General features: G+C 68.6%; 16 protein-coding genes. 6 read left to right on the forward strand and 10 right to left on the reverse strand.

The window, feature by feature from the left end:
* Positions 1-183: 183 nt before the first annotated feature.
* Positions 184-663: a MarR family winged helix-turn-helix transcriptional regulator gene (locus tag CAL26_RS14875; RefSeq protein WP_094847655.1), complete on the forward strand. Its 480-nt coding sequence runs from the start codon at positions 184-186 to the stop codon at positions 661-663.
* A gap of 106 nt (positions 664-769) precedes the next feature.
* Here the strand turns inward: CAL26_RS14875 and CAL26_RS14880 are convergent, their stop codons facing one another.
* Positions 770-1,870, reverse strand: coding sequence for an NAD(P)H-dependent flavin oxidoreductase (locus CAL26_RS14880; RefSeq protein WP_094847656.1), 1,101 nt, complete (start codon positions 1,868-1,870; stop codon positions 770-772).
* Between the two features lie 140 nt (positions 1,871-2,010).
* Positions 2,011-2,901 (reverse strand): LysR family transcriptional regulator, encoded by an 891-nt coding sequence (locus CAL26_RS14885; protein WP_094847657.1) that lies wholly within the window; start codon positions 2,899-2,901, stop codon positions 2,011-2,013.
* A gap of 178 nt (positions 2,902-3,079) precedes the next feature.
* On the opposite strand from CAL26_RS14885, the gene CAL26_RS14890 reads away from it, so the two are divergent.
* Positions 3,080-4,453 (forward strand): aconitase X, encoded by a 1,374-nt coding sequence (locus tag CAL26_RS14890; protein WP_094847658.1) that lies wholly within the window; start codon positions 3,080-3,082, stop codon positions 4,451-4,453.
* Complete coding sequence (locus CAL26_RS14895) at positions 4,443-4,970, forward strand: aconitase X swivel domain-containing protein (RefSeq protein ID WP_094847659.1); 528 nt, start codon at positions 4,443-4,445, stop codon at positions 4,968-4,970. The genes CAL26_RS14890 and CAL26_RS14895 overlap by 11 nt, the downstream gene beginning before the upstream one ends.
* Before the next feature lie 17 nt (positions 4,971-4,987).
* Here CAL26_RS14895 and CAL26_RS14900 read toward each other — a convergent pair whose 3' ends face one another.
* Both CAL26_RS14900 and CAL26_RS14905 read right to left on the reverse strand, forming a co-directional pair.
* Positions 4,988-6,481 (reverse strand): AMP nucleosidase, encoded by a 1,494-nt coding sequence (locus CAL26_RS14900; RefSeq protein ID WP_094847660.1) that lies wholly within the window; start codon positions 6,479-6,481, stop codon positions 4,988-4,990.
* Positions 6,482-6,544: 63 nt separating this feature from the next.
* A complete protein-coding gene (locus tag CAL26_RS14905; protein WP_094847661.1) occupies positions 6,545-7,678 on the reverse strand; it encodes a branched-chain amino acid ABC transporter substrate-binding protein in 1,134 nt (377 codons plus the stop codon).
* Positions 7,679-7,946: 268 nt separating this feature from the next.
* On the opposite strand from CAL26_RS14905, the gene CAL26_RS14910 reads away from it, so the two are divergent.
* Together CAL26_RS14910 and CAL26_RS14915 are read left to right on the forward strand one after the other, a co-directional pair.
* A complete protein-coding gene (locus tag CAL26_RS14910; protein ID WP_094849890.1) occupies positions 7,947-8,540 on the forward strand; it encodes an RBBP9/YdeN family alpha/beta hydrolase in 594 nt (197 codons plus the stop codon).
* Between the two features lie 284 nt (positions 8,541-8,824).
* Positions 8,825-11,866 (forward strand): hypothetical protein, encoded by a 3,042-nt coding sequence (locus CAL26_RS14915; RefSeq protein WP_094847662.1) that lies wholly within the window; start codon positions 8,825-8,827, stop codon positions 11,864-11,866.
* Here CAL26_RS14915 and CAL26_RS14920 read toward each other — a convergent pair.
* From CAL26_RS14920 to CAL26_RS14930, 3 genes are read right to left on the reverse strand one after another with little or no spacing between them, the layout of a single operon-like run.
* Complete coding sequence (locus CAL26_RS14920; protein ID WP_094847663.1) at positions 11,863-12,813, reverse strand: LysR substrate-binding domain-containing protein; 951 nt, start codon at positions 12,811-12,813, stop codon at positions 11,863-11,865. The genes CAL26_RS14915 and CAL26_RS14920 overlap by 4 nt on opposite strands.
* 49 nt (positions 12,814-12,862) lie before the next feature.
* Entirely contained in the window at positions 12,863-14,953 is a 2,091-nt protein-coding gene (gene recG, locus CAL26_RS14925; RefSeq protein WP_094847664.1) for an ATP-dependent DNA helicase RecG, read from the reverse strand.
* A gap of 45 nt (positions 14,954-14,998) precedes the next feature.
* The gene (locus CAL26_RS14930; RefSeq protein WP_094847665.1) at positions 14,999-15,385 is read right to left on the reverse strand and encodes a Rid family detoxifying hydrolase; all 387 of its coding nucleotides are present in this window, start codon (positions 15,383-15,385) and stop codon (positions 14,999-15,001) included.
* A gap of 304 nt (positions 15,386-15,689) precedes the next feature.
* Between CAL26_RS14930 and CAL26_RS14935 the strand changes: the two genes are divergently transcribed.
* Positions 15,690-16,658 carry a Bug family tripartite tricarboxylate transporter substrate binding protein gene (locus CAL26_RS14935; protein ID WP_094847666.1) on the forward strand — a complete coding sequence of 323 codons (969 nt, stop codon included), beginning with the start codon at positions 15,690-15,692 and terminating at the stop codon, positions 16,656-16,658.
* A gap of 125 nt (positions 16,659-16,783) precedes the next feature.
* On the opposite strand, the gene CAL26_RS14940 is transcribed toward CAL26_RS14935, so the two are convergent.
* The 3 genes from CAL26_RS14940 to CAL26_RS14950 form a co-directional block, all read right to left on the reverse strand.
* Positions 16,784-17,560 carry a ferredoxin--NADP reductase gene (locus CAL26_RS14940; protein WP_094847667.1) on the reverse strand — a complete coding sequence of 259 codons (777 nt, stop codon included), beginning with the start codon at positions 17,558-17,560 and terminating at the stop codon, positions 16,784-16,786.
* A gap of 224 nt (positions 17,561-17,784) precedes the next feature.
* Complete coding sequence (locus CAL26_RS14945) at positions 17,785-18,774, reverse strand: Bug family tripartite tricarboxylate transporter substrate binding protein (protein ID WP_094847668.1); 990 nt, start codon at positions 18,772-18,774, stop codon at positions 17,785-17,787.
* A gap of 26 nt (positions 18,775-18,800) precedes the next feature.
* Positions 18,801-19,859, reverse strand: a complete 1,059-nt coding sequence (locus CAL26_RS14950; protein WP_256988446.1) for a mandelate racemase/muconate lactonizing enzyme family protein — start codon at positions 19,857-19,859, stop codon at positions 18,801-18,803.
* Positions 19,860-19,957: the final 98 nt, after the last annotated feature.

The raw sequence follows: 19,957 nt of genomic DNA on the forward strand, positions 1-19,957 counted from the left end.
CGTGGGTGGAATGTCGGTGGCCTGGGAGCGCACGCCGTGTTTCGCGCCGCGTCGCGCGGCCAAATCCGCGCAATGCATACCTCAGGCATGCGCATTGTGCGGATTTGGGCGCGCGCCCTCTATCGGCATTTCCGGGACAGTTCCTGTAGGGGTTTCCCTACGGCGACGCGGTACCATAACGGGATGTCGCGCCCTCCCCACCCCAGTCCGGCGGTTTCCACGCGCCGCCGTGCCGATGGAAAGAGCCATACGCTGCAGCCAGCCGACTTCGTCGCCCTGGCGCAATTGCGTTTCGCCTTGCGCCAGTTCATGGCATTTAGCGAAACGGCGGCCGCCGGCTGCGGCCTGACGCCGCAGCAGCATCAGGCCCTGCTGGCCATCAAGGCGGCCCCCGGCGAGACCATGACCGTGGGGGAAGTGGCCGATTGGCTGCTGCTGCGGCCGCACAGCGCCGGCGAGCTCATCAACCGGCTGGAACGCATGGGACTCATCGAGCGCCGGCCCGACGAGACGGACAGGCGCAAGGTTCATATCGGCCTGACGCAAGCGGCGCAGGACAAGCTGGACGCCCTGTCGTCCACGCACTTCGAGGAGCTGCGCGCTATCGGACCGCTGCTGCGCAAGCTGCTGGGGCACTTCGATACAGACGGCGGCGGCGCCTGACGGCGCGACCTTCGACACACAGGGAGGCGGCGCCCGACGGCGCGACCTTCGATACGGAGGGCCGCTGCGCCGGACGGCGCGAGCCTCTACACGGAAACAGCCGCGCTTAACGGCGCGACGCATCCCCGGCCGGGGCCGGCATGCATGCTTCCAGCTCTGCGGCCAGGGTCCGCACCAGCTCGGCGGCGGGCATCGCGCGTGACAGGCGTGCCCCCTGCCCCGCCCACTGGGCGGCGAAGTCGCTGTTGCCGCGCGCCTTGGCGGCCGCGTGCAGGGCCTTGCCGGCGTCGTAGGCGATCGGATAATCCGGCGCCGGCGGGCTGCCCGGCGCTTCTCCCAGCCGCATCAGCCGATTGTGGAGTCCCCGCGCCAGACGGCCCGATATGGCGGTGGTCATGGCCGTCATGGCGTGCGGATCGGCCAGCGCGGCGCGGAACGCCGCGTCGGCGGACGACTCGGGACACGACACGAAGGCCGTGCCCAGCTGCGCGGCCTGCGCGCCCAGGGCAAGCACCGCGGCGATGCCGGCGCCATCCATGATGCCGCCGGCCGCCACCACGGGCACGTCCAGGTGGCGCACGAGCAGGCGCGTCAGGGCCAGGGTGCCCAGCCGTTCGTCGCGCGCCCGGGGATCGAAGGCGCCGCGGTGGCCGCCCGCTTCATAGCCCTGCGCGACCACCGCATCGATACCGGCGTCCCGTACCCGACGTCCTTCTTCCACGCTGGTGGCGGTCGCCATCAGGTAGATGCCGGCATCGTGCAGCGCGCGGATACGCGCGGCGTCGGGCAGGCCGAAATGGAAGCTGACCACGGCCGGCCGTTCATCGAGGAAGGCCTGCAGCATGGCGTTATCCTCCACGAAGCTCTTGTAGATCTCGCTCAAGGCCGCGGGAGGCTCGGCGCCGAATTCACGGAAGACCGGGGCCAGATAGGATAGCCAGGCGGACTCCACGGCGGCGTCGGCGACCGCCGGCGCGTGGCAGAAGACGTTCACGCCGAAGGGCCGCTGCGTCAGCGCGCGGGTTTCCGCGATCGCCGTGCGCGCGGACTTTGCCGTCATGGCGCCCACGCCGAGAAACCCCAGGGCGCCGGCATTGCTGGCCGCGGCCGCGAGCGCCGGCGTCACCACGCCAGCCATGGGCGCCTGGATGATGGGATGGGAAATGCCCAGCCGTTCGGCCAGCGGGGTGGTGATACGGGCAGCCATGGATGCGCTCCTCAAGAGATGTGGCCAGGGTGGTCGTTGACGGCCGGCAGCCGGCCGGCACGATCGCGATGGAAGACGCGGGACACGGCCGGCATGGCGTGACCGGCAATGTGTGACCGGCAACGTGTGGCCGGCGGGGCTCAGTCGGCGGCGCGGCGCATCTCGTCATACAAGGCCTTGTAGGCCGATGTCCCGAATCCGGCGCGCCGGATCAGGAAGCTGTTGACCGAACGCAGATAGGTCGTCGACGCGCTGGCGGCGGCGGGATGCATGTCCAGCACCGACTGCGGCACCGCCGCCACCGCCGTACCGGCCATCACGCAAGCCAGGATGGACGCATACGAGCCCTGCTCCAGGACGCCCCACTCGTCCAGGCTGTCGCCGTCGCGCGCCAGCCAGTCGTCCACGCAATTGCGGTAGGTGCATCCCTGCGCGAAAGCCGCGATGGTCCGCACGCGGATATCGCGCGCGCGGCGGATGCGCGGATGCGAGGGCGGCGCGACCAGCAGCAAGCGCTCGGAAAAAAGGTAGTTGCCTTCCAGGCCGGGGCCGAGCCGCTCCATATCGGCCTGTTGCGGCCGCCCGCCCGCCGGGTGTGCGACGATGGCGCAGTCCAGCCGGTGCGCGCCGACCGCGTCCGCCAATGCCTGCGTGGTGCCGGTCTTGATGTCGATGCGCACCGCCGGCCACTTGCGATTGAAGCTGGCCAGCACGCCGGGCAGGCGGCTGGCGGCGGCGGCTTCCATCGACCCCAGCCGCAAGGGCCCGCGCGGCGCCTCGTCGCGCACGGCCTGCCGCGCCTCCGCCGCCAGCGCCAGGATGCGGTCGGCGTACTCCAGCAGCCGCTGCCCTTCCAGCGTCAGCAGCATGCGCCTGCCGCCACGCTGGAACAGCGTCGCGCCCAGGTCTTCCTCCAGGTTCTTGACCCGCGTGGTGACGTTCGACTGCACGCGGCGCAGGCGCCTGGCCGCGCGCGTCACGCTCTGTTCCTGAGCCACCGCGCGAAAGATTTCCAGTTCGGCGATTTCCATCTTGGATTCCTGATTCTTCAAACGTGATGCTACTGCGATCTACGTTCTCTTTTTAAGATAATTGCCAGCGCGGCCAGGTCCGCAGGTCCGCGCCCCGATACGCGCGGGCTCGCCTACAATCGCCATTCATCGCCATTCATCGCCATTTATCGCCATTTAGCCCGTCCAAGGAAGACCCGTGATCGCGCTTTCCGACTACGACCAGGCTCTGCTCCAGGGCGAACGCGGGCCCGCGGCCGCCCTGGCCATGCGCATACTGGTGCGCTCGGCGGCGGTCATGGGCGCCGACGGCCTGATCGACATCGATAGCGCGCACATCGACGGCTGCCTGTACCACGGCCAGGCCAGCCTGGACTTCGTCGAAAAGCTGGTGGAAGGCGGCGGCAAGGTCGTGGTGCCTACCACCTTGAACGTCGGCTCCATGGACCTGATCCATCCCGAACTTTTCCGCGGCGACGACGCGCTGCGCAGCGCGGGCACGCGGCTGATGCAGGCCCATATCGAACTCGGGTGTGAGTCCAGCTTTACCTGCGCGCCCTACCAGTTGAAGCACCGGCCGCGCCTGGGCCAGCAGATCGCCTGGGCGGAGTCCAACGCCATCGTCTTCGCCAATTCCGTGCTGGGCGCCCGCACCAATCGCTACGGCGATTTCATGGACCTGTGCGCCGCGCTGACCGGCCGGGCGCCGCGCTGCGGCCTGCACCTGGCGGAAAACCGCCATGCCGGCATCGTTTTCGCGGTCGCCGGGGATTTTCCGCGCGATCCGGCCAGCCGCGATATCTGGTACGCGGCGCTGGGCCTGCTGGTGGGCAAGCGCGCGGGCGGCGCCATTCCCGCCATCACCGGCCTGCCGGCCGACACCACGGAAGACGAGCTCAAGGCCTTGGGGGCGGCCGCGGCTTCCAGCGGCGCCATCGCGCTGTTCCATGCCGTGGGCGTCACGCCGGAAGCGCCCACGCTGGACGCCGCCCTGGGCGGACGGGCGGCCGACGCGACCATTGCCGTCACGCGCGCCGACCTGCGGGCGGTGCGCGAAACGCTGAACCAGGCGGCCCCTGGCGCCCCGCTGGCGGCGGTCAGCGTCGGCACGCCGCATTTTTCGCTGGCCGAATGCGCGGCACTGGAACGGCTGCTGTGCCGGCCAGCGCCCGGGCCCGGACCGGCCGAAGCGGAACACGCCGGGAGCGAACTGACCGGGGGCGGACCGACCGGGGGCGGACCGATCGGGGGCGAACCGACCGGAAGCGCACCGACCGGCGACGGACCGCGTTGCGCCGTCGACTTCTACGTGAATACCAGCCGCTATATCCTGTGGGAACTGGAAGCCTCCGGCCAGGCCGATCGGCTGCGTGCCGCGGGCGTGCAGTTTGTCACCGATACCTGTACCTACATCACGCCCATCATGCGACAGACGACCGGCCTGGTCATGACCAACTCGGGCAAATGGGCGCACTACGCGCCCGCCAATATCGGTGTGCGGGTGGCCTATGGCAGCCTGCGCGAATGCGTGCGTTCGGCGCTGGCCGGCAAGGTGTGTTTCGATGAAGCCTGATTCCGCCCCATCATCCGCCGCGTCATCGGCCACATCATCCGCCGCATCGACGGCGCCAGACTATTCCGCCGCATCGACGGCGCCAGACTATTCCGCCGTGACGGTCGTGCCCGGCAATGGCCAGGGCGGCATGCTGGCCCTGCAGGAGCCGCTCAGCTTCTGGGGCGGCTACGACGCCCAGGCCGGCACCATCATCGAAGCCCGCCATCCGCAGTTCGGCGCGTCCCTGCGGGGAAGCTGCCTGCTGATGGCCCGCGCCAAGGGGTCCAGCTCCAGCAGCAGCGTCCTGGCGGAAGCCATCCGCAACGGCACCGGCCCCGCCGCGATCATCATGCGCGAACGCGACCTGATCGTGGCGCTGGGCTGCATCGTGGCGTCGGAGCTGTATGGCATCGAGGTGCCGATCGCGGTGGTGGACGACGCCAGTTGGCAAGCCTTGACGGCGCTGCCCGCCGGCACGCCGGTGCGGGTACAGGCCGAAGCCGGACGGTGCACGATAGGGGCCGGGCCGGGATAGCCCGGCATACGATCCGATTACTGGAACGCCGTTTCCATGAAGCTGCGCAGCTTGCGCGAATGCAGCCGCTCCGGCGGCATGTCGCGCAGGCGCTCCAGCGCCCGGATGCCGATTTCCAGATGCTGGCCCACCTGCCGTCGATAGAACGCGGTGGCCATGCCCGGCAGCTTCAACTCGCCATGCAGCGGCTTGTCCGAGACGCACAGCAGAGTGCCGTAAGGCACCCGGAAACGGAAGCCGTTGGCCGCGATGGTGGCGGATTCCATGTCCAGCGCGATCGCGCGCGACTGCGCGAAACGCTGGACCGGCTCGGTATGGTCGCGCAATTCCCAGTTGCGATTGTCGATGGTCGCCACCGTGCCGGTGCGCATGATGCGCTTGAGCTCCCAGCCCGACAGGCCGGCGACTTCCTCCACTGCCTGTTCCAGCGCCACCTGCACTTCGGCCAGCGGCGGGACCGGCACCCAGGTGGGCAGGTCGGCGTCCAGCACATGATCGTCGCGCACATAGCCATGCGCCAGCACGTAATCCCCCAGCCGCTGCGACGTGCGCAAGCCGGCGCAATGGCCCAGCATCAGCCAGGCATGCGGCCGCAGCACGGCAATGTGGTCGGTGATCGTCTTGGCATTGGACGGTCCGACACCGATGTTCACGAGCGTGATGCCGGAATGATCGGCGCGCGTCAGGTGGTAGGCCGGCATCTGCGGCAGGCGGCCGGCCGCGGCGTCCGTGGCGATGGGTTCGCCGCGGCGCATGACGCGGTTGCCGGGCTCGATCAGCGCATCGTAGTCGCCTTCGCCGGCGGCCAGCATGGCGCGGGCGCGGGCGCAGAATTCATCGACGTAGAACTGGTAGTTGGTGAACAGGACGTAGTTCTGGAAATGTCCGGGCGCGGTCGCCGTGTAATGCTGCAGCCTGTGCAGCGAGTAGTCCACGCGAGGCGCGGTGAAGGGCCCCAGCGGACGCGGTTCGTGTTCGCGGCCGTACCAGGTGCCATTGACGATGGCGTCGTCGGTAATGGCCAGGTCGGGCACGTCGAAGATATCGCGCAGCGGGCGCTTCAGGGCCTCCAGATGTTCGCCTTCGACATAGGCGCCTTCGGGAAAGGCGAAATGCAGCGGGATGGGCACATTGGATTCGCCCACTTCCACCGGCACCTTGTGATTCTGCAGCAGGTGGCCGATCTGTTCGGTCAGGTAGTCCTTGAACAGGCGCGGCTGCGTGATCGTGGTCTGGTACACGCCGGGTTCGGCGACATGGCCGTACGACAGGCGGGTGTCCACCTGGTCGTAGGTGTGGACGGCGATGCGCACGCTGGGATAGCAGGCGCGCACCCGCACCCCATGCAGGTCGTCGCCCTGAGTCACGCGCTGCAGTCCGGCGCGCAGGAACGCGGTATTGCGTTCGTAGATTTCGATCAGGCGTTCGACAGCCGACGACGCGCTGTGGAACGCTTCGTACGGCATGAAGTCGGGCCGGACGATGGGGGATACTGCTTCACCGCTACTCATGTGGGAACCTCCTGTACGCGGCACGGCGGGCACGCCCACCCGCCGAAGCCGCGCGACGCGGCGTTACTTCGCCAGCGTGTGCGTACCGTCCTTGTGCCACTCGTAGACCTGGAAGGCGAAGCTGTTCAGGTCGCCTTGCGAGTTCCACGATACCTTGCCGATAGGCGTATCGATACTGTTCTTGTGCAGCCAGGCCGCGACCTTGGCGGGATCGGTGGAGCCCGAGCCCTTGATGCCGTCGACGATGGCCATGGTGGCCGTATAGGACGTCAGCTGGAAGGCGCCGCCCGCGTTGCGCTGCTTATCCTTGAACGCCTTGACCAGGTCGGCATTCCTGGGATCCTGCGAGAAATCGGCCGGCAGCGTCAGCAGCATGCCTTCCACCGCCGGGCCCGCGATCGCATTGATGTCCGGATTGCCGGCGCCTTCCGGTCCCATGAAGCGCGCCTTCAGGCCCTGTTCCGCGGCCTGCCGCATCAACAGGCCCATTTCAGGGTGGTAGCCGCCGTAGTAGACGAAGTCGACGTTCTGGCTTTTCAACTTGGTGATGACGGCCGAATAGTCGCTGTCGCCGGCGTTGATGCCTTCGAACACGACGACCGGAATGCCGGCCTTTTCGAGCTGGTTCTTGACCGAGGTGGCGATGCCCTGGCCATACGACTGCTTGTCGTGCAGGACGGCGACCTTCTTGGGCTTGAACTTGTCGACGATATAGGCGGCCGCCGCCGGGCCTTGCTGGTCGTCGCGGCCGATGGTGCGGAAGACGAAGTTGTACTTCTTGCCGTCCGTGAGCGCCGGCGCCGTGGCGGACGGCGTGATCATGACCACGCCTTCCTGGTCGTAGATCGGCGCGGCGGCGATGCTGGCGCCGGAACAGACCGGGCCCACCACGAAACCGATGCGTTCGTTCACCACCCGGTTGGCCGCCGTCGGGCCCTGCTTGGGCTCGCAGCCGTCGTCGACCACGACGACTTCCAACTTCTTGCCATTGACGCCGCCCGCGGCATTGACCTGCTCGACGGCGGTATAGATGCCTTCGCGGACCATGTCGCCGTATTGCGTGACAGGCCCGGTGGTCGGACCCACGGCGGCGATCTTCAGCGTCTGCGCGTGCGCGGGAATGGCGGCCATCCCGGCGGCGAGCGCGAGCGCGGCCGCGGCCGCGAAATGATGGGGTTTTGGATGGTGTTTTTTCATCGTCATCTCCTGTTGCTCTCCATGCCAAATGGTGGACTTATGGTCCTCCAGGGCGATTCCGCCGGCCGTCGGCCGCCGGAAGGGTCCAAAGGATACCGTAAAGCGAGGCCGGACCCGGGGCCTCCAGGGGCGTGCCGCAAATATCGGTCGGCTCCCGTTGAACGAAGTAATGCACGATTTCAACGACTCCGTTTATATAACGGAAGCCATATAACCAAACAGAAATTAAGTTGTTTGTGCAATGAAGGCCGGGCGGCATTATCGTCGCATGCGATTTCAACCGATCATCGTCCCGGGCTGGAAGAATTCCGGCCCCGATCACTGGCAGACGCTGTGGCAGGGCAGCCTGCCCCACGCCCTGCGCGTGGCCCAGCGCGATTGGGAAAACCCGGATCCGCGGGACTGGAACGGCACGCTGGCGGCCTGCGTGGAAGCCTCGCCCTGGCCGGCCCTGCTGATCGCCCACAGCCTGGGCTGTATCGCCACCGCCGCCCTGCCGCCCGCCTTGCATGGGCGCGTGGCCGGCGCGCTGCTGGTGGCCCCGGCCGACATCGAACGGGACGGCGCCGCGCCGGTCCTGGCCGCCTTCGCGCCCATCGCGCTGCGGCCGCTGGGCTTCCAGAGCGTCGTGGTGGCCAGCGATAACGACCCCTATTGCGCCCTGCCTCGCGCCCGCGAGTTCGCGCGGCACTGGGGCAGCCGCCTGGTGGTGCTGCCCGGCGCGGGCCACATCAACGCGGCGGCCGGCTACGGCCCCTGGCCCGACGGCCTGAAGATACTGCACGCCCTGCGCCGCCGCTCGGCCTGGCGGATACCGGCGCCCACCCGTCGCATACCGCCCATGGCGCAACCGCGGCCGTAGCAAGGCGTCCGCCCGCTTCGTCGGGCGCGCCCTACAAGCCATCAGCCTCGCCCTACAGGGCCAGTCGGCGAATCGCCGGCATGCGTGCGCCCCCGCTTATGGTCGGGCCGCGACGACGCGCCTAGACTTGCCGCGCGATTTGCAAGCATCAACGTCACATCATGCCCCCCATCACCGGAGCCGGCCCGGCTCCCCTCTCGCTCGTCACTTCTTCCCTCTCAATCCAGCCCGTCGGCCGTCCACGCGGACCGGCGTTCACGGCGGTCCAGGGCCTGTCCAGGCGTATGCGCGCGTGGACCGCGGACGCGCCCGTCCATGCGCGCCACACCCATGCGCCCTACGCATTGGTGCGCGGCGAGCACGAAGCCCGCGTGAACAAGGCGGCGCGGTGCCGCCAGCGCCTGGCCGCCACCGCCAGGCAGCTGTACGCGGACGCGCGGCATGCGCCAGCCGCCGACGAGCTGGCCCGCCTGCACCGCGACGAAACACGCCTGCGCGCCCAGACCCGGGTCCAGGATACGCTGCGCGGCGTACTGCTCGACCGCACCGTGGGCGCCTACCTGCCCGACGCCAGCCCTCGTCAGGCGAAGCGCCGCGTCAAGAACCTGATGAGGCTGCGCCTGGGTCCCCTGGGCCGGCCGCGACAGGCCGGCGCCGCCTCGGCGGCCATACGCGGTGCGCTGGAATCGGCCATTGCCCTGGAGGCGACCGCCACCCCGGTCAAGCGCATCTGCGGCCACTACCTGGCGGCGCACGGCAAGGCCGACGGCCGGGTATCGCCGTCGGCGCCCCTGGTCCAGGACCTGATAGGCCTGCTGGACCGCATGAACATGCTGCGCGGGCAGGACCAGGACCCGGCCGACTTTCTCTATCCGGCCGTCAAGCTGATGTACGAGGCGAACCGCGGGGCGGCGGCGGGCGATGCGATGCTGCACGGGCTGCTGCGCGACCTGAAGGCGGAGCGCGACAACCCGCGGGGCTTGCGCGCCGCGCTGCATCAGGACAAGCGCTGGCTCGATTTCTGGCTGGCGGCGAACGCGCCCGAGGCCTATGACCGCGATCCCGCCGCCGCGCGGCGGGGATTGGCCGCCGCCATCGACAAGCTGCTGGACGGCCTGGCCGGGGCCGCCGGCACGCTGCTGCGCGAGCAATTGCGTACGCAGGTGCCGGCCTGGGCAGGCGAGGCGCAGGCGCCCCTGTTCAAGGAAGCCGCCCTGCTGCATGCCAGCATCCAGCGCTGGCATGACCGCGGCGTGGCGCAGGACAGCCAGGAGCCGCTGCTTCAGTGGGCGCCGGCCGAAACAGTGCGCCTCCTGCTCGAGCACGCCGCCAATGACGTCCTGGGCACCAGCGCCGCGCCGCCGGCGCATGTCGCCCCCTTGCTGTGCAAGCTGCGCGTGCCGCTGGGCCAGATCGCCGCACGCATCCAGCGCACGCTGGACCAGCACCGTGTGGCCGAGCATGCATCCGCGGCGGAGATCGACGAATTGCGGCAATCATTGATGCTGGGTGTGTTGGAAGAAACCGGCATCCTGGGTGAGACTTATCGCCTGCGAAGCACGCGCGGCATGGACACCCCGAAGCGCGCTGACGCGCGCGCGGACAAGCTTGCGAACGATGGCGTCGATCGCTCGGCAAACAAGCCGCTGGCCACCACGGTGGCCCGGGGCGCGCGCCTGTCGTCCAGGACCTACCAGGCCCGCGCCGCGCGGCGCGCCGATGCCTACGCGAAGCACGTGCGGAAACCCGAAAAACAGGCTCAGCGCGCGATCGCGAAGCTGCTGGACGCCGGTGCGCGCGCGAACGGCAAGCCCTTGTCGCCGCACAAGCTGGAAGCGCTCCGGGAAGCCCGCGCCACGCTGGCCAGCCTATATGGAGACGCGGCGCCGGCGGCATGGCGCCGCCTGGTGGACAGCGAAACCCTGCGACTCAAGGATCGTCAACTGCGCGCGCTGAACATGGGCGCCCTGCATGCCCACGTTCGCGGCGTCGGGAGCCTGACCGCCACGGTCGCCACGGTCGCGGATGGCGCCGCGCGCGCCGAAAGCGAACAGCTGCTGGCCGGCGTCTGGTCATCGATACGCGCGGCGACGGCCAGGCGCAATGCCGGCCCCTACCTGCGAACATGGTGCGCATCGCTGCAGGCGACCGGCGGTGTGACCAGCGCCATGCTGCCTCTCCAGCTCCATGGGCTGCGGGAGCGCATCGGCATGCTGGCCGACAACCAGGTGAAAACGCCGATACTCCTGGACGCCGCGCTGCGGGAGGTCGGCGACGCCGAGTTGGGCGTCTTGATCCATGCGCTGGCCACGGGACTGCCCGCAAGCGCGGACAGCAGCATGCATGCGTTCATGGACGATCTGGTTCGCGCGGCGCGGTCGCAGGCGGCGCGGCGCATGGATGCGTTACGCGATAGCTTGATGGCCGACTTCGGCCCCAGGCTGTTCGAACACGCGGGGGCGCTGGAAACGCTGCTGGACAAGCCCGACATGCTCGCCGCGAACGGATCCCTGCCCGGCACGCTGCAGCAGTTGGTCAGGGATGCGGCGCTATTCGGGCGCCTCGCGCACGAGCATGGCGCGCGGGCCGCGAGCGTGCGGATGGGGGCGCGGTACCTGCGCACGCCCAACGGCTATGACCTCGCGCAGGATCTGGCGCACGGCCTGTGCCGCGAGATTTCCGGCCTGCATGCGCGACTGGACGATGGCATGAAGGTATTGGGCATCGCGCGGTTCCAGCCCGGCGCGATCACGGCAGCGTGGCGCGAACACGCGGTGGAACAGATCCTGGAGGAAACGGGAATATGGGATGAACTGAACGCCGTCGCGCGCCGCCTGCCGCGCGAGCCGGCCAGGAAAATGGATATGCCGCGCCTGTGGGCGGCGGCCACTGGGACCGCCTCGCTGGAGCGGGACGGCGTGCGCGCCAGCACCCGGTCGACGCGGTCGGTGGGGGCCGACGGCTATGCCAAGACCAGGTGGCTGTTCGGCAAGCGCCGCGCCGCGGCGACCGTCCTGCCCGCCGCGCCTGCCGTAGCCGCCCCAATCGCCCCAATTCCGCCTGTCGCGCCCGTCGCTCCTGTCGCGCCCACCGCGGCGGTCGCCACCGTTGACGCCGACACCTACCGGTATTCGACGGAAGGAATCTACGCCACCATCAGCGATGTCACCGATATCGGCGACGTCGGCGATATGGGCAGCGTCCAGGACAGCGACCGCGCATCCACCCTCGCGCCCAGTGTAGACAGCGGCTACGACACGCTGGACCGCAAGTCCGGCTGGCCGGAGACCCGGGCCACGCGCCGCGCGCATCCCGCCGCGCTTTAGTCCTGGTGCGCGGCGGCCTCGCCTTCCAGCATGCGCACGCCCGGCATGGGCGTGGCGTACACCGCCTGGGCCAGCGCCTCGATGGCCGCCAGGCGCGGAAAGCTGCGGCGCCATGCCAGCACGACACGGCGGTCCGGCACCGGGGCTTCCAGCGGCACATAGCGCAGCAGGCTGTCGGCCGGCGGATTCTCCGGCACCGCCGTCACCGGCAGCACCGTGATCCCGATGCCGGCCGCGACCATATGACGGATGGTCTCCAGCGACGATCCTTCGAACGTGCGCTGGATCCCGTCGCTGGCCGCGGAAAACCGCGACAGCTCGGGACAGACCTCCAGCACCTGGTCGCGAAAGCAATGGCCGCTGCCCAGCAGCAGCATGGTCTGCTGCTTCAGGTCCTGCGCCGGTATCTCCTTGCGGTCCGCCCAGGGGTGTTCCTTGGGCACGGCCACCAGGAAAGGTTCGTCGTACAGCGGCTGGATGACCAGCCCGGCCTCCGGCAGCGGCAAGGCCATGATGGCGCAATCGATCTCGCCCTGGCGCAGCAGCTCGACCAGCCGCAGCGTGAAGTTCTCCTGCAGCAGCAAGGGCATCTGCGGCGTGCGTTCGATCTGCACCGGCACCAGCCGGGGCAGCAGATAGGGGCCGATGGTGTGGATCACGCCCACGCGCAACGGCCCCGCCAGCGGGTCGTGTCCCTGCCGGGCGATTTCCTTGATGCTGGCGCTTTCTTCCAGGACCTTCTGCGCCTGCGCGACGATGCGCTGGCCGATGGGCGTCACGCCCACCTCCGCGCCGCCGCGCTCGAAGATGGTGACGCCCAGTTCGTCCTCAAGCTTGCGTATCGCCACCGACAGCGTCGGCTGGCTGACGAAACAGGCTTCCGCCGCGCGGCCGAAATGACGCTCGCGCGCCACTGCGACGATGTACTTGAGTTCGGTAAGGGTCATGGTGGATCTTCCATATATGGCCGGTTGCGCGGCTCGTTGGTCTCGATCTTCACGTACGCAGGAAATCTTCCCGGCCGCGCATCCAGCGCGCCAGGTGCGCCTGGACCGCGTCCGGATGGTCCTTGCGCAGCCAGGCCGCGGCCTCGCGGGCCTGTTCGGCGATGGCCGCGTCCAGTTCGATATCGGCGAAACGCAGCAGCGCCAGGCCGGATTGGCGCGTCCCCAGGAATTCGCCCGGCCCGCGCTGCAGCAGATCGCGCCGCGCGATTTCGAAACCATCGGCGGTTTCGAACATGGCGCGGAGGCGTTCGCGCGCGATGCGCGACAGGGGCGCCTGGTACAGCAGCACGCAGACCGATTCGGCGGTGCCGCGCCCGACCCGGCCGCGCAGTTGATGCAATTGCGCCAGGCCGAAGCGTTCGGCATGCTCGATCACCATCAAGGAAGCATTGGGCACGTCCACGCCCACCTCGATCACCGTGGTCGCCACCAGCACGTCGATGCGGCCTTCACGGAAGGCCTGCATGACCTCGGCCTTCTCGTTCTGGGCCAGCCTTCCGTGCACCAGGCCGATGCGCAGGTCGGGCAGGTCCACGCGCATGGCCTCGTAGGTATCCACGGCGGTCTGCAATTCCAGCGCTTCGCTTTCCTCGACCAGCGGGCAGACCCAATAGGCCTGCCGCCCGCCGCGGGCGGCCTGGGCGATGTGGGCGATGACCTCTTCACGGCGGCCGTCGGCGACCAGCTTGGTGACGACCGGCGTGCGGCCGGGGGGCAGTTCGTCGATTACCGACACGTCCAGATCGGCGAAGAAGGTCATGGCGAGCGTGCGCGGGATGGGAGTCGCGCTCATGTTCAGCTGATGCGGCACGATGCGGCCGCGCGCCGTCTCGCCCTTGCGGTTCAGCGCCAGCCGCTGGCCCACGCCGAAGCGATGCTGTTCGTCGACGATGGACAGCCCCAGGCGATGGAAAGCGATGTTGTCCTGTATCAGCGCCTGCGTTCCCACCACCAGCTGGACGCTGCCGTCGGCGGCGGCCGCGGCGGCCTCGCGCCGGGCCTTGGCGCCGACGCTGCCGCTCAGCCAGGCGACGCGCACGCCCAGCGGTTCCAGCCAATCCACGAGCTTGCGGAAATGCTGTTCGGCCAGGATTTCCGTCGGCGCCATCATGGCGACCTGGAAGCCCGCTTCCATCGCCTGCGCCGCGGCCAGGGCCGCGACCACGGTCTTGCCGCTGCCGACGTCGCCCTGCAGCAGGCGGTGCATGGGAAAAGGCCGGCCCAGGTCGGCGGCGATTTCGGCCACCACACGCTGCTGCGCGCCGGTCAGGGCGAACGGCAGCGCCTTGTACAGCCGGGCCGTCAGGCCCTGGGCGTCGCCCGACAAGGGCAGCGGCGGCGCCTTGTGCGAGCGCCGCGCCGCCCGCGCCGCGGCCAGCGACAGCTGCTGGGCCAGCAGTTCGTCGAACTTGATGCGGCGCCATGCCGGGTGGGCACGTTCCACCAGTTCGTGCTCGGACACGCCGGGCGGCGGCGCATGCAGGATATGGATGGATTCCCCGAATGGCGCCAGATCGTAGCGCTCGCGCACCGCGGCCGGCAGCGTATCGGCCAGGTCGGCCTGCGCCAGGGCTTGCGCGATGGCCTTGCGCAGCACCGGTTGCGGCAGGCCTTCCGTGGTGGGATAGACCGGCGTCAGCGCGTCGGCCAGCGGCGCGTCGGCGCTGGTCATGCGCGGATGCACCATTTCGCGCCCGAACAGGCCGCCACGCACTTCGCCGCGCGCCCGCAACCGCCGCCCCACGGTCAGCTGGCGCTGCTGGCTGGGATAGAAATTGAGCCAGCGCAGCTGCAGCTCGCCGCTGTCGTCCGCGATCTTCGCCGTCAGTTGGCGGCGCGGCCGGTACTGCACTTCGCTGCCGGTGATCTCGCCTTCCACCTGCGCCGCATAGCCGGGACGCAGCGCTGCGATGGACGTGATGCGGGTCTCGTCCTCGTAGCGCAGCGGCAGGTGCAGGATCAGGTCGGCCGGCTCGACCAGGCCCAGCGCGTGCAGTCGCCGCGTGGTGGCGTCGGCGGCCGCCGCCGGCGCCTTGTCGACGGCTGCGCGTGTCTTGCCCGGGGCCGTGGCGGCAGGCATGGTGACGTGGCTGGCGATCAGCGTGGGAACAACGGGTAGCCGCGCTTACAGGACGACGATGGCTTCCACTTCGAACTGCGCGCCCTTGGGCAGGCTGGCCACCCCGACGGTCGAGCGCGCCGGATACGGTTCGGGGAAGACATCGGACATGATGGTATTGACGGTCGCGAACTTGCCCAGGTCGGTCAGGAACAAGGTCAGCTTGACCACGTTTTCCTTGGCGCCGCCGGCGGCCTGCACCACGGCGAGCATATTGGCGAAGGCCTGCTTGACCTGGGCCTCGAAGCTCTCGGACACCAGTTCGCCGCTATGGGGTTCCAGGCCGATCTGGCCGGACAGGTAAATCGTCTTCGAGCCACTGACGGCGACGGCCTGCGAGTAAGGGCCAACGGCCTTGGGGGCGTCCTGGGTGTGGATGATCTGCTTGTTCATGGGGCGGCTCCGTGGCGGAAACATAGGAAAACTTCTATCGAAGTTTAATCAGCCATAGGCTACCGTGAAAGTCCCGGTCCATGTGGCAAACGGGAGGATTACTTCACGCCGGGCGTATGGCCAGTGGATTGATCCGGTCTATCTATCAATCAATTTGCTATTTCTATTTTACGGATCAACGACGGCTACCTATAGTGGCCGCGAAGAACGGCGGCGCGCCCACACGACGCGCGGGCAAACACGCAGGCAATGCGCGCAGCGCCGCCCGCCGCTTGAATACCGCGAATAATCGAGGAGACGAAAAATGAAAATCCGCGCCCTGCCCGTTTGGGCGGCCTGGCTCGCCGCCGCATGCGTGCCGCTGGCGGCCACCGCCGACGAATTTCCCAGCCGGCCCATCACCTTCGTGGTGCCCTTCGCCGCCGGCAGCGCGACCGACCAGATCGCGCGCGCCCTGGCGCAAGGCGTGACGGAACAGACCGGCCAGGCCGTGGTGATCGAGGACAAGCCGGGCGCCAGCGCGATGATAGGCGCCCAGGACGTGGCGCGCGCCAAGCCCGACGGCTATCGCGTGCTGATCACCACCAACACCACGCACGCCGCCAACGAGCATCTGTACAAGCGGCTGCAATACGATCCGGTCAAGGACTTCGAACCCATCACGCTGCTGGGCAAGGGCAGCCAGATCATGGTGGTGAATCCGTCTTTCCCGGCGAAAACCGTGGGCGAATTCCTGGCCATGGCGCGCAAGGAGCCCGGCAAGCTGAGTTTCGGCAGCGGCAGTTCCAGCAGCCGCATCGCGGGGGAACTGCTGCAGCAGATGGCCAACGTGAAGCTGCTGCACGTGCCTTACAAGAGCAATCCGCTGGCCCTGACCGATCTGCTGGGCGGCCAGATCAGCACCATGATCACCGACATGGCCACCGGCCTGCCGCAGGTGCAATCGGGCAAGCTGCGCGCGCTGGGCGTCACCACGCTGAAGCGTTCGGCGCTGGCGCCGGACGTCCCCACCATCGCGGAAGCGGGCGTGCCAGGCTATGAAATGGGTTATTGGTTCGCGGCCTACGCGCCGGCGGGCACACCCGCCGACGTGGTGAAGCGCCTGCACACGCTCCTGACCAAGGCCACCGAAGGCGCCCCGGCCAAGCAGTTCTACGCCACCACGGGCACCGAAGCGGAGACGTCCACGCCGGCGGAGCTGGCGGCCTTCCAGAAAGCCGAATCGAAGAAGTGGCAGACCATCATCAAGCAGGCCGGCATCGAGCCTGAGTAAGCCAGGAGGCTCCGGCGCGCGTACCGCGCGCCGGGGGCCGGACGCCGGGGCCGCGTTCAGCCGGGGGCGCGCCCAGCCGGGGGCGCCTAGCCGGGGGCGCCTAGCCGGAGACGCCTGAGCCCGATTTACTTATCGACGAAAGCGCGTTCCACCACGTAGTCGCCCGGCTGGCCCACGCCCGGCGACACGGTGAAGCCGCGCTTGTCCAGCATGGCGCTGATGTCGGCCAGCATATGCGGGCTGCCGCAGATCATGGCGCGGTCGTTGTCGGGATGCAGCGGCGTCAAGCCGATGTCCTCGAACAGCTTGCCGCTTTCCACCAGTTCCGTGATACGGCCCTGGTTGCGGAAAGGCTCGCGGGTGACCGTCGGGTAGTAGATCAGCTTGCCATTGACCATGTCGCCGAAGAACTCGTTGGCAGGCAGTTCGTTCTGGATGTAGTCGGCGTAGGCCAGTTCGCTCTTCCAGCGCACGCCGTGCACCAGCACGACTTTTTCGAAGCGCTCGTAGATGTCCGGATCCTTGATGATGCTCATGAACGGCGCCAGGCCGGTTCCGGTGCCGAACAGGTACAGGTTCTTGCCCGGCTTCAGGTCGTCGACCACCAGCGTGCCGACCGGCTTGCGGCTGACCAGGATGGTGTCGCCTTCCTTCAAGTGCTGCAGGCGCGAGGTCAAGGGGCCGTCGGGCACCTTGATGCTGAGGAATTCCAGGTTTTCCTCGTAGTTCGCGCTGGCGATGCTGTAGGCGCGCAGCAAAGGCTTGCCTTCGACTTCCAGGCCGATCATGACGAAGTGACCGTTATGGAAGCGCAACGCCGCGTCGCGGGTGGTCTTGAAGGAAAACAGGGTGTCGTTCCAGTGGTGCACGCTCAGGACGCGCTCGGTGTTGAAGGCTGCCATAGGTGTTCGAAGATGACACGCGGCAGCGTCAAGGGCGCGCGGCCGCCGGACGGAAGAAAAAGGATCCGTCCAACAAGTGAGGGATAACCCGATTTTACCTGTTTCTGATGATAAAGGTTCTCAACTGAGACAATTCCAACCCTTATATCGAGACAGATTCGTTGTAAGCAAATAACCGTTCCTACGGTTTCGCCTGATTTTTATAACCGGATGCCCCAGCCGCCCTACTCCGGCTTGATGTCGCCGCGCTGCACCACGTCCGTCCATTTGGCGATATCGGCGGCGATGCGCGTCGCGAACTCGGCCGGCGTACTGCCCACGGGCACGAAGCCCAGCGACAGCAGCCTGTCGCGCAGTTCCCCCTGCCTGGCCGACAACGAGAGGGTGCCGCCCAGCTTGTCCACGATCGCGGCAGGCACGCCCGCCGGCGCGACCAGGCCGAACAAGGGCTCCGTATCGATGCCGGGATAGCCCGCCTGCGCCATCGTCGGCACGTCGGGCAAGGCGGCCACGCGCGCCGGACTGGTGACGGCCAGCGCGCGCAGGCGTCCGGCCTTGATGTGCTCCAGCAGGGTCGGCACCGTGGCGAAGGCGAACTGTATCTGGCCGCCCAACAGGTCGGTGAACACCGTGCCGCCGCCGCGATACGGCACGTGGATCACCTTGATCTCCGCCTGCTGGCGCAGTTGCTCCCCCGCCAGGTGAGGCGCGCTGCCGACGCCCGCCGAGCCGAAGGACAGCGCGCCGGGCTCCGCCTTGGCCAATCCGATGAACGACGCCATGTCCGTCGCCTTGACGGAAGGATGCACGACCAGCACGAAGGGCGCGGTCGCCATCAGCGAGATGGGCGTGAAGTCCTTGGCCGTGTCGTACTGCAGGCGGCTGCCGAGCAGGCCCGGGTTGATGACGAAAGCGGTGTCGACCATGCCCAGGGTATAGCCATCCGCGGGAGCCGTCGCGACGGCCCGCGTGCCGATCACCGTGCCGCCGCCACTGCGGTTTTCCACGATGAACGACTGTCCGTACGCCTTCGCGTAGACCTCCGCCGCGAAACGGCCCAGCGTATCGGTCGCCGCGCCTGGCGGATAAGGGACGATCAGGCGCACCGGCTTGTCGGGATAGGCGCCGCCCTGCGCCCGGGCGGCCCACGGCAACGCCATGCCCGCCAACGCCCAGGCGTTGCCGCGTAGCCAATTCCTGCGCGAGATATCCATTCCTGTCTCCTGTTATCTGTTATATGTCAGCCTCGATACAGCCCGGCCGCGAGATCGGCTTCCGGTTCGGCGCCCAGGCCCGGCGCGTCCGGCACGTCGACCCAACCCGCCCGGATCGGCGCCGTCGCGCCGTAAGGGACGTGGGCGAGCTCGACATACAGCCGTTCCAGCGAGGCCTCGGTGCGCTGCGCCGCCAGCAGATGCAGGCTGGCCAGAAAGCCCGGACCGAAAAAAGCCACTTGGGGCGCGCATGCCGTCGCCCTGCCTTCGCATTGCCGCGACACGGCCCAGGCTTCGGTCAGGCCCAGCTTGATCACGCTGGGCTGCACGTATCCGCAGCCATTGCGCTCGACCAGCCGGGATAGCTCGAACGCGCTGCTGGCGTTTTCGCCAACAGCCAGCGGCACCGGGCTGTCCGCCTGCAGTCGCGCGAGCGCGTCATGGTCTTCCGGCGGCCACAGCGGTTCCTCTATCCACAGCGGCGCCGCTGCCGCCATGCCCGCGATCGCCGCGGGCGCCTCTTCGGGCAGCCAGGCGCAGTTGGTATCGACCATCAGCGGCACGCCGGCGCCGGCGGCCCGGCGCGCGGCGTCGACCGCCGCGGCGGTACGCTCATGCAGCTTGACCTCGGTATAGCCCGCTTCCAGCGCCTGCGTCACCACGCGGTCCAGCAGGCCGGCATCGCCGTAATACTGCAGCAGCGACGCGTAGGCGCGGACGCGCGGGCGCCGGCCGCCGCCCAGCAGCTGGTACACCGGCACGCCCGCGCGCTTGCCGCGCAGATCCCACAGCGCGATGTCCAGGCCGGCGATCGCGTGCAGCACCGGCCCCGAACGGCCCAGGTTGTGCAAGGTGCGCCGCAGCGTCGGCAGCAGGGTGCCGTCGGCGGCGTCGCGGCCCTGCGCCAGCGGCGCGATCAGGGTCTCCACTATGGCGACGATCGCGCGGGGCTCGACGCAGTAGGACTCGCCCCAACCCAGCGTGCCATCCGCGGTTTCCACCCGCACCAGCGCGCTGTCCAGCCTGTCGCGCGGCCGGCCCGCGAACAGCGGCGGCGAGGTCCAGTGATGAAACGGCAGACGCATGGGAATGCACTGCACGGAAACGATGCGGTTGGCTGCCATCAGTGCCTGAAATCGCGCGGCGTTGTTCGGGTGTGCCAGTCTCCCAGCCGGCATATCCG

The organism is Bordetella genomosp. 9, assembly GCF_002261425.1.
GTDB lineage: Bacteria > Pseudomonadota > Gammaproteobacteria > Burkholderiales > Burkholderiaceae_B > Bordetella_C.

Excerpts from the sequence above, each read along its gene's own strand:
- CAL26_RS14945 (WP_094847668.1), bottom strand. The coding sequence starts at position 18,774 with ATGGATATCTCGCGCAGGAATTGGCTACGCGGCAACGCCTGGGCGTTG.
- CAL26_RS14880 (WP_094847656.1), bottom strand. The coding sequence starts at position 1,870 with ATGGCTGCCCGTATCACCACCCCGCTGGCCGAACGGCTGGGCATTTCC.
- CAL26_RS14940 (WP_094847667.1), bottom strand. The coding sequence starts at position 17,560 with ATGGCAGCCTTCAACACCGAGCGCGTCCTGAGCGTGCACCACTGGAAC.
- CAL26_RS14930 (WP_094847665.1), bottom strand. The coding sequence starts at position 15,385 with ATGAACAAGCAGATCATCCACACCCAGGACGCCCCCAAGGCCGTTGGC.
- CAL26_RS14915 (WP_094847662.1), top strand. The coding sequence starts at position 8,825 with ATGCGCGCGTGGACCGCGGACGCGCCCGTCCATGCGCGCCACACCCAT.
- CAL26_RS14905 (WP_094847661.1), bottom strand. The coding sequence starts at position 7,678 with ATGAAAAAACACCATCCAAAACCCCATCATTTCGCGGCCGCGGCCGCG.
- CAL26_RS14900 (WP_094847660.1), bottom strand. The coding sequence starts at position 6,481 with ATGAGTAGCGGTGAAGCAGTATCCCCCATCGTCCGGCCCGACTTCATG.
- CAL26_RS14950 (WP_256988446.1), bottom strand. The coding sequence starts at position 19,859 with ATGCGTCTGCCGTTTCATCACTGGACCTCGCCGCCGCTGTTCGCGGGC.
- recG (WP_094847664.1), bottom strand. The coding sequence starts at position 14,953 with ATGCCTGCCGCCACGGCCCCGGGCAAGACACGCGCAGCCGTCGACAAG.
- CAL26_RS14935 (WP_094847666.1), top strand. The coding sequence starts at position 15,690 with ATGAAAATCCGCGCCCTGCCCGTTTGGGCGGCCTGGCTCGCCGCCGCA.
- CAL26_RS14895 (WP_094847659.1), top strand. The coding sequence starts at position 4,443 with ATGAAGCCTGATTCCGCCCCATCATCCGCCGCGTCATCGGCCACATCA.
- CAL26_RS14910 (WP_094849890.1), top strand. The coding sequence starts at position 7,947 with ATGCGATTTCAACCGATCATCGTCCCGGGCTGGAAGAATTCCGGCCCC.
- CAL26_RS14875 (WP_094847655.1), top strand. The coding sequence starts at position 184 with ATGTCGCGCCCTCCCCACCCCAGTCCGGCGGTTTCCACGCGCCGCCGT.
- CAL26_RS14920 (WP_094847663.1), bottom strand. The coding sequence starts at position 12,813 with ATGACCCTTACCGAACTCAAGTACATCGTCGCAGTGGCGCGCGAGCGT.
- CAL26_RS14885 (WP_094847657.1), bottom strand. The coding sequence starts at position 2,901 with ATGGAAATCGCCGAACTGGAAATCTTTCGCGCGGTGGCTCAGGAACAG.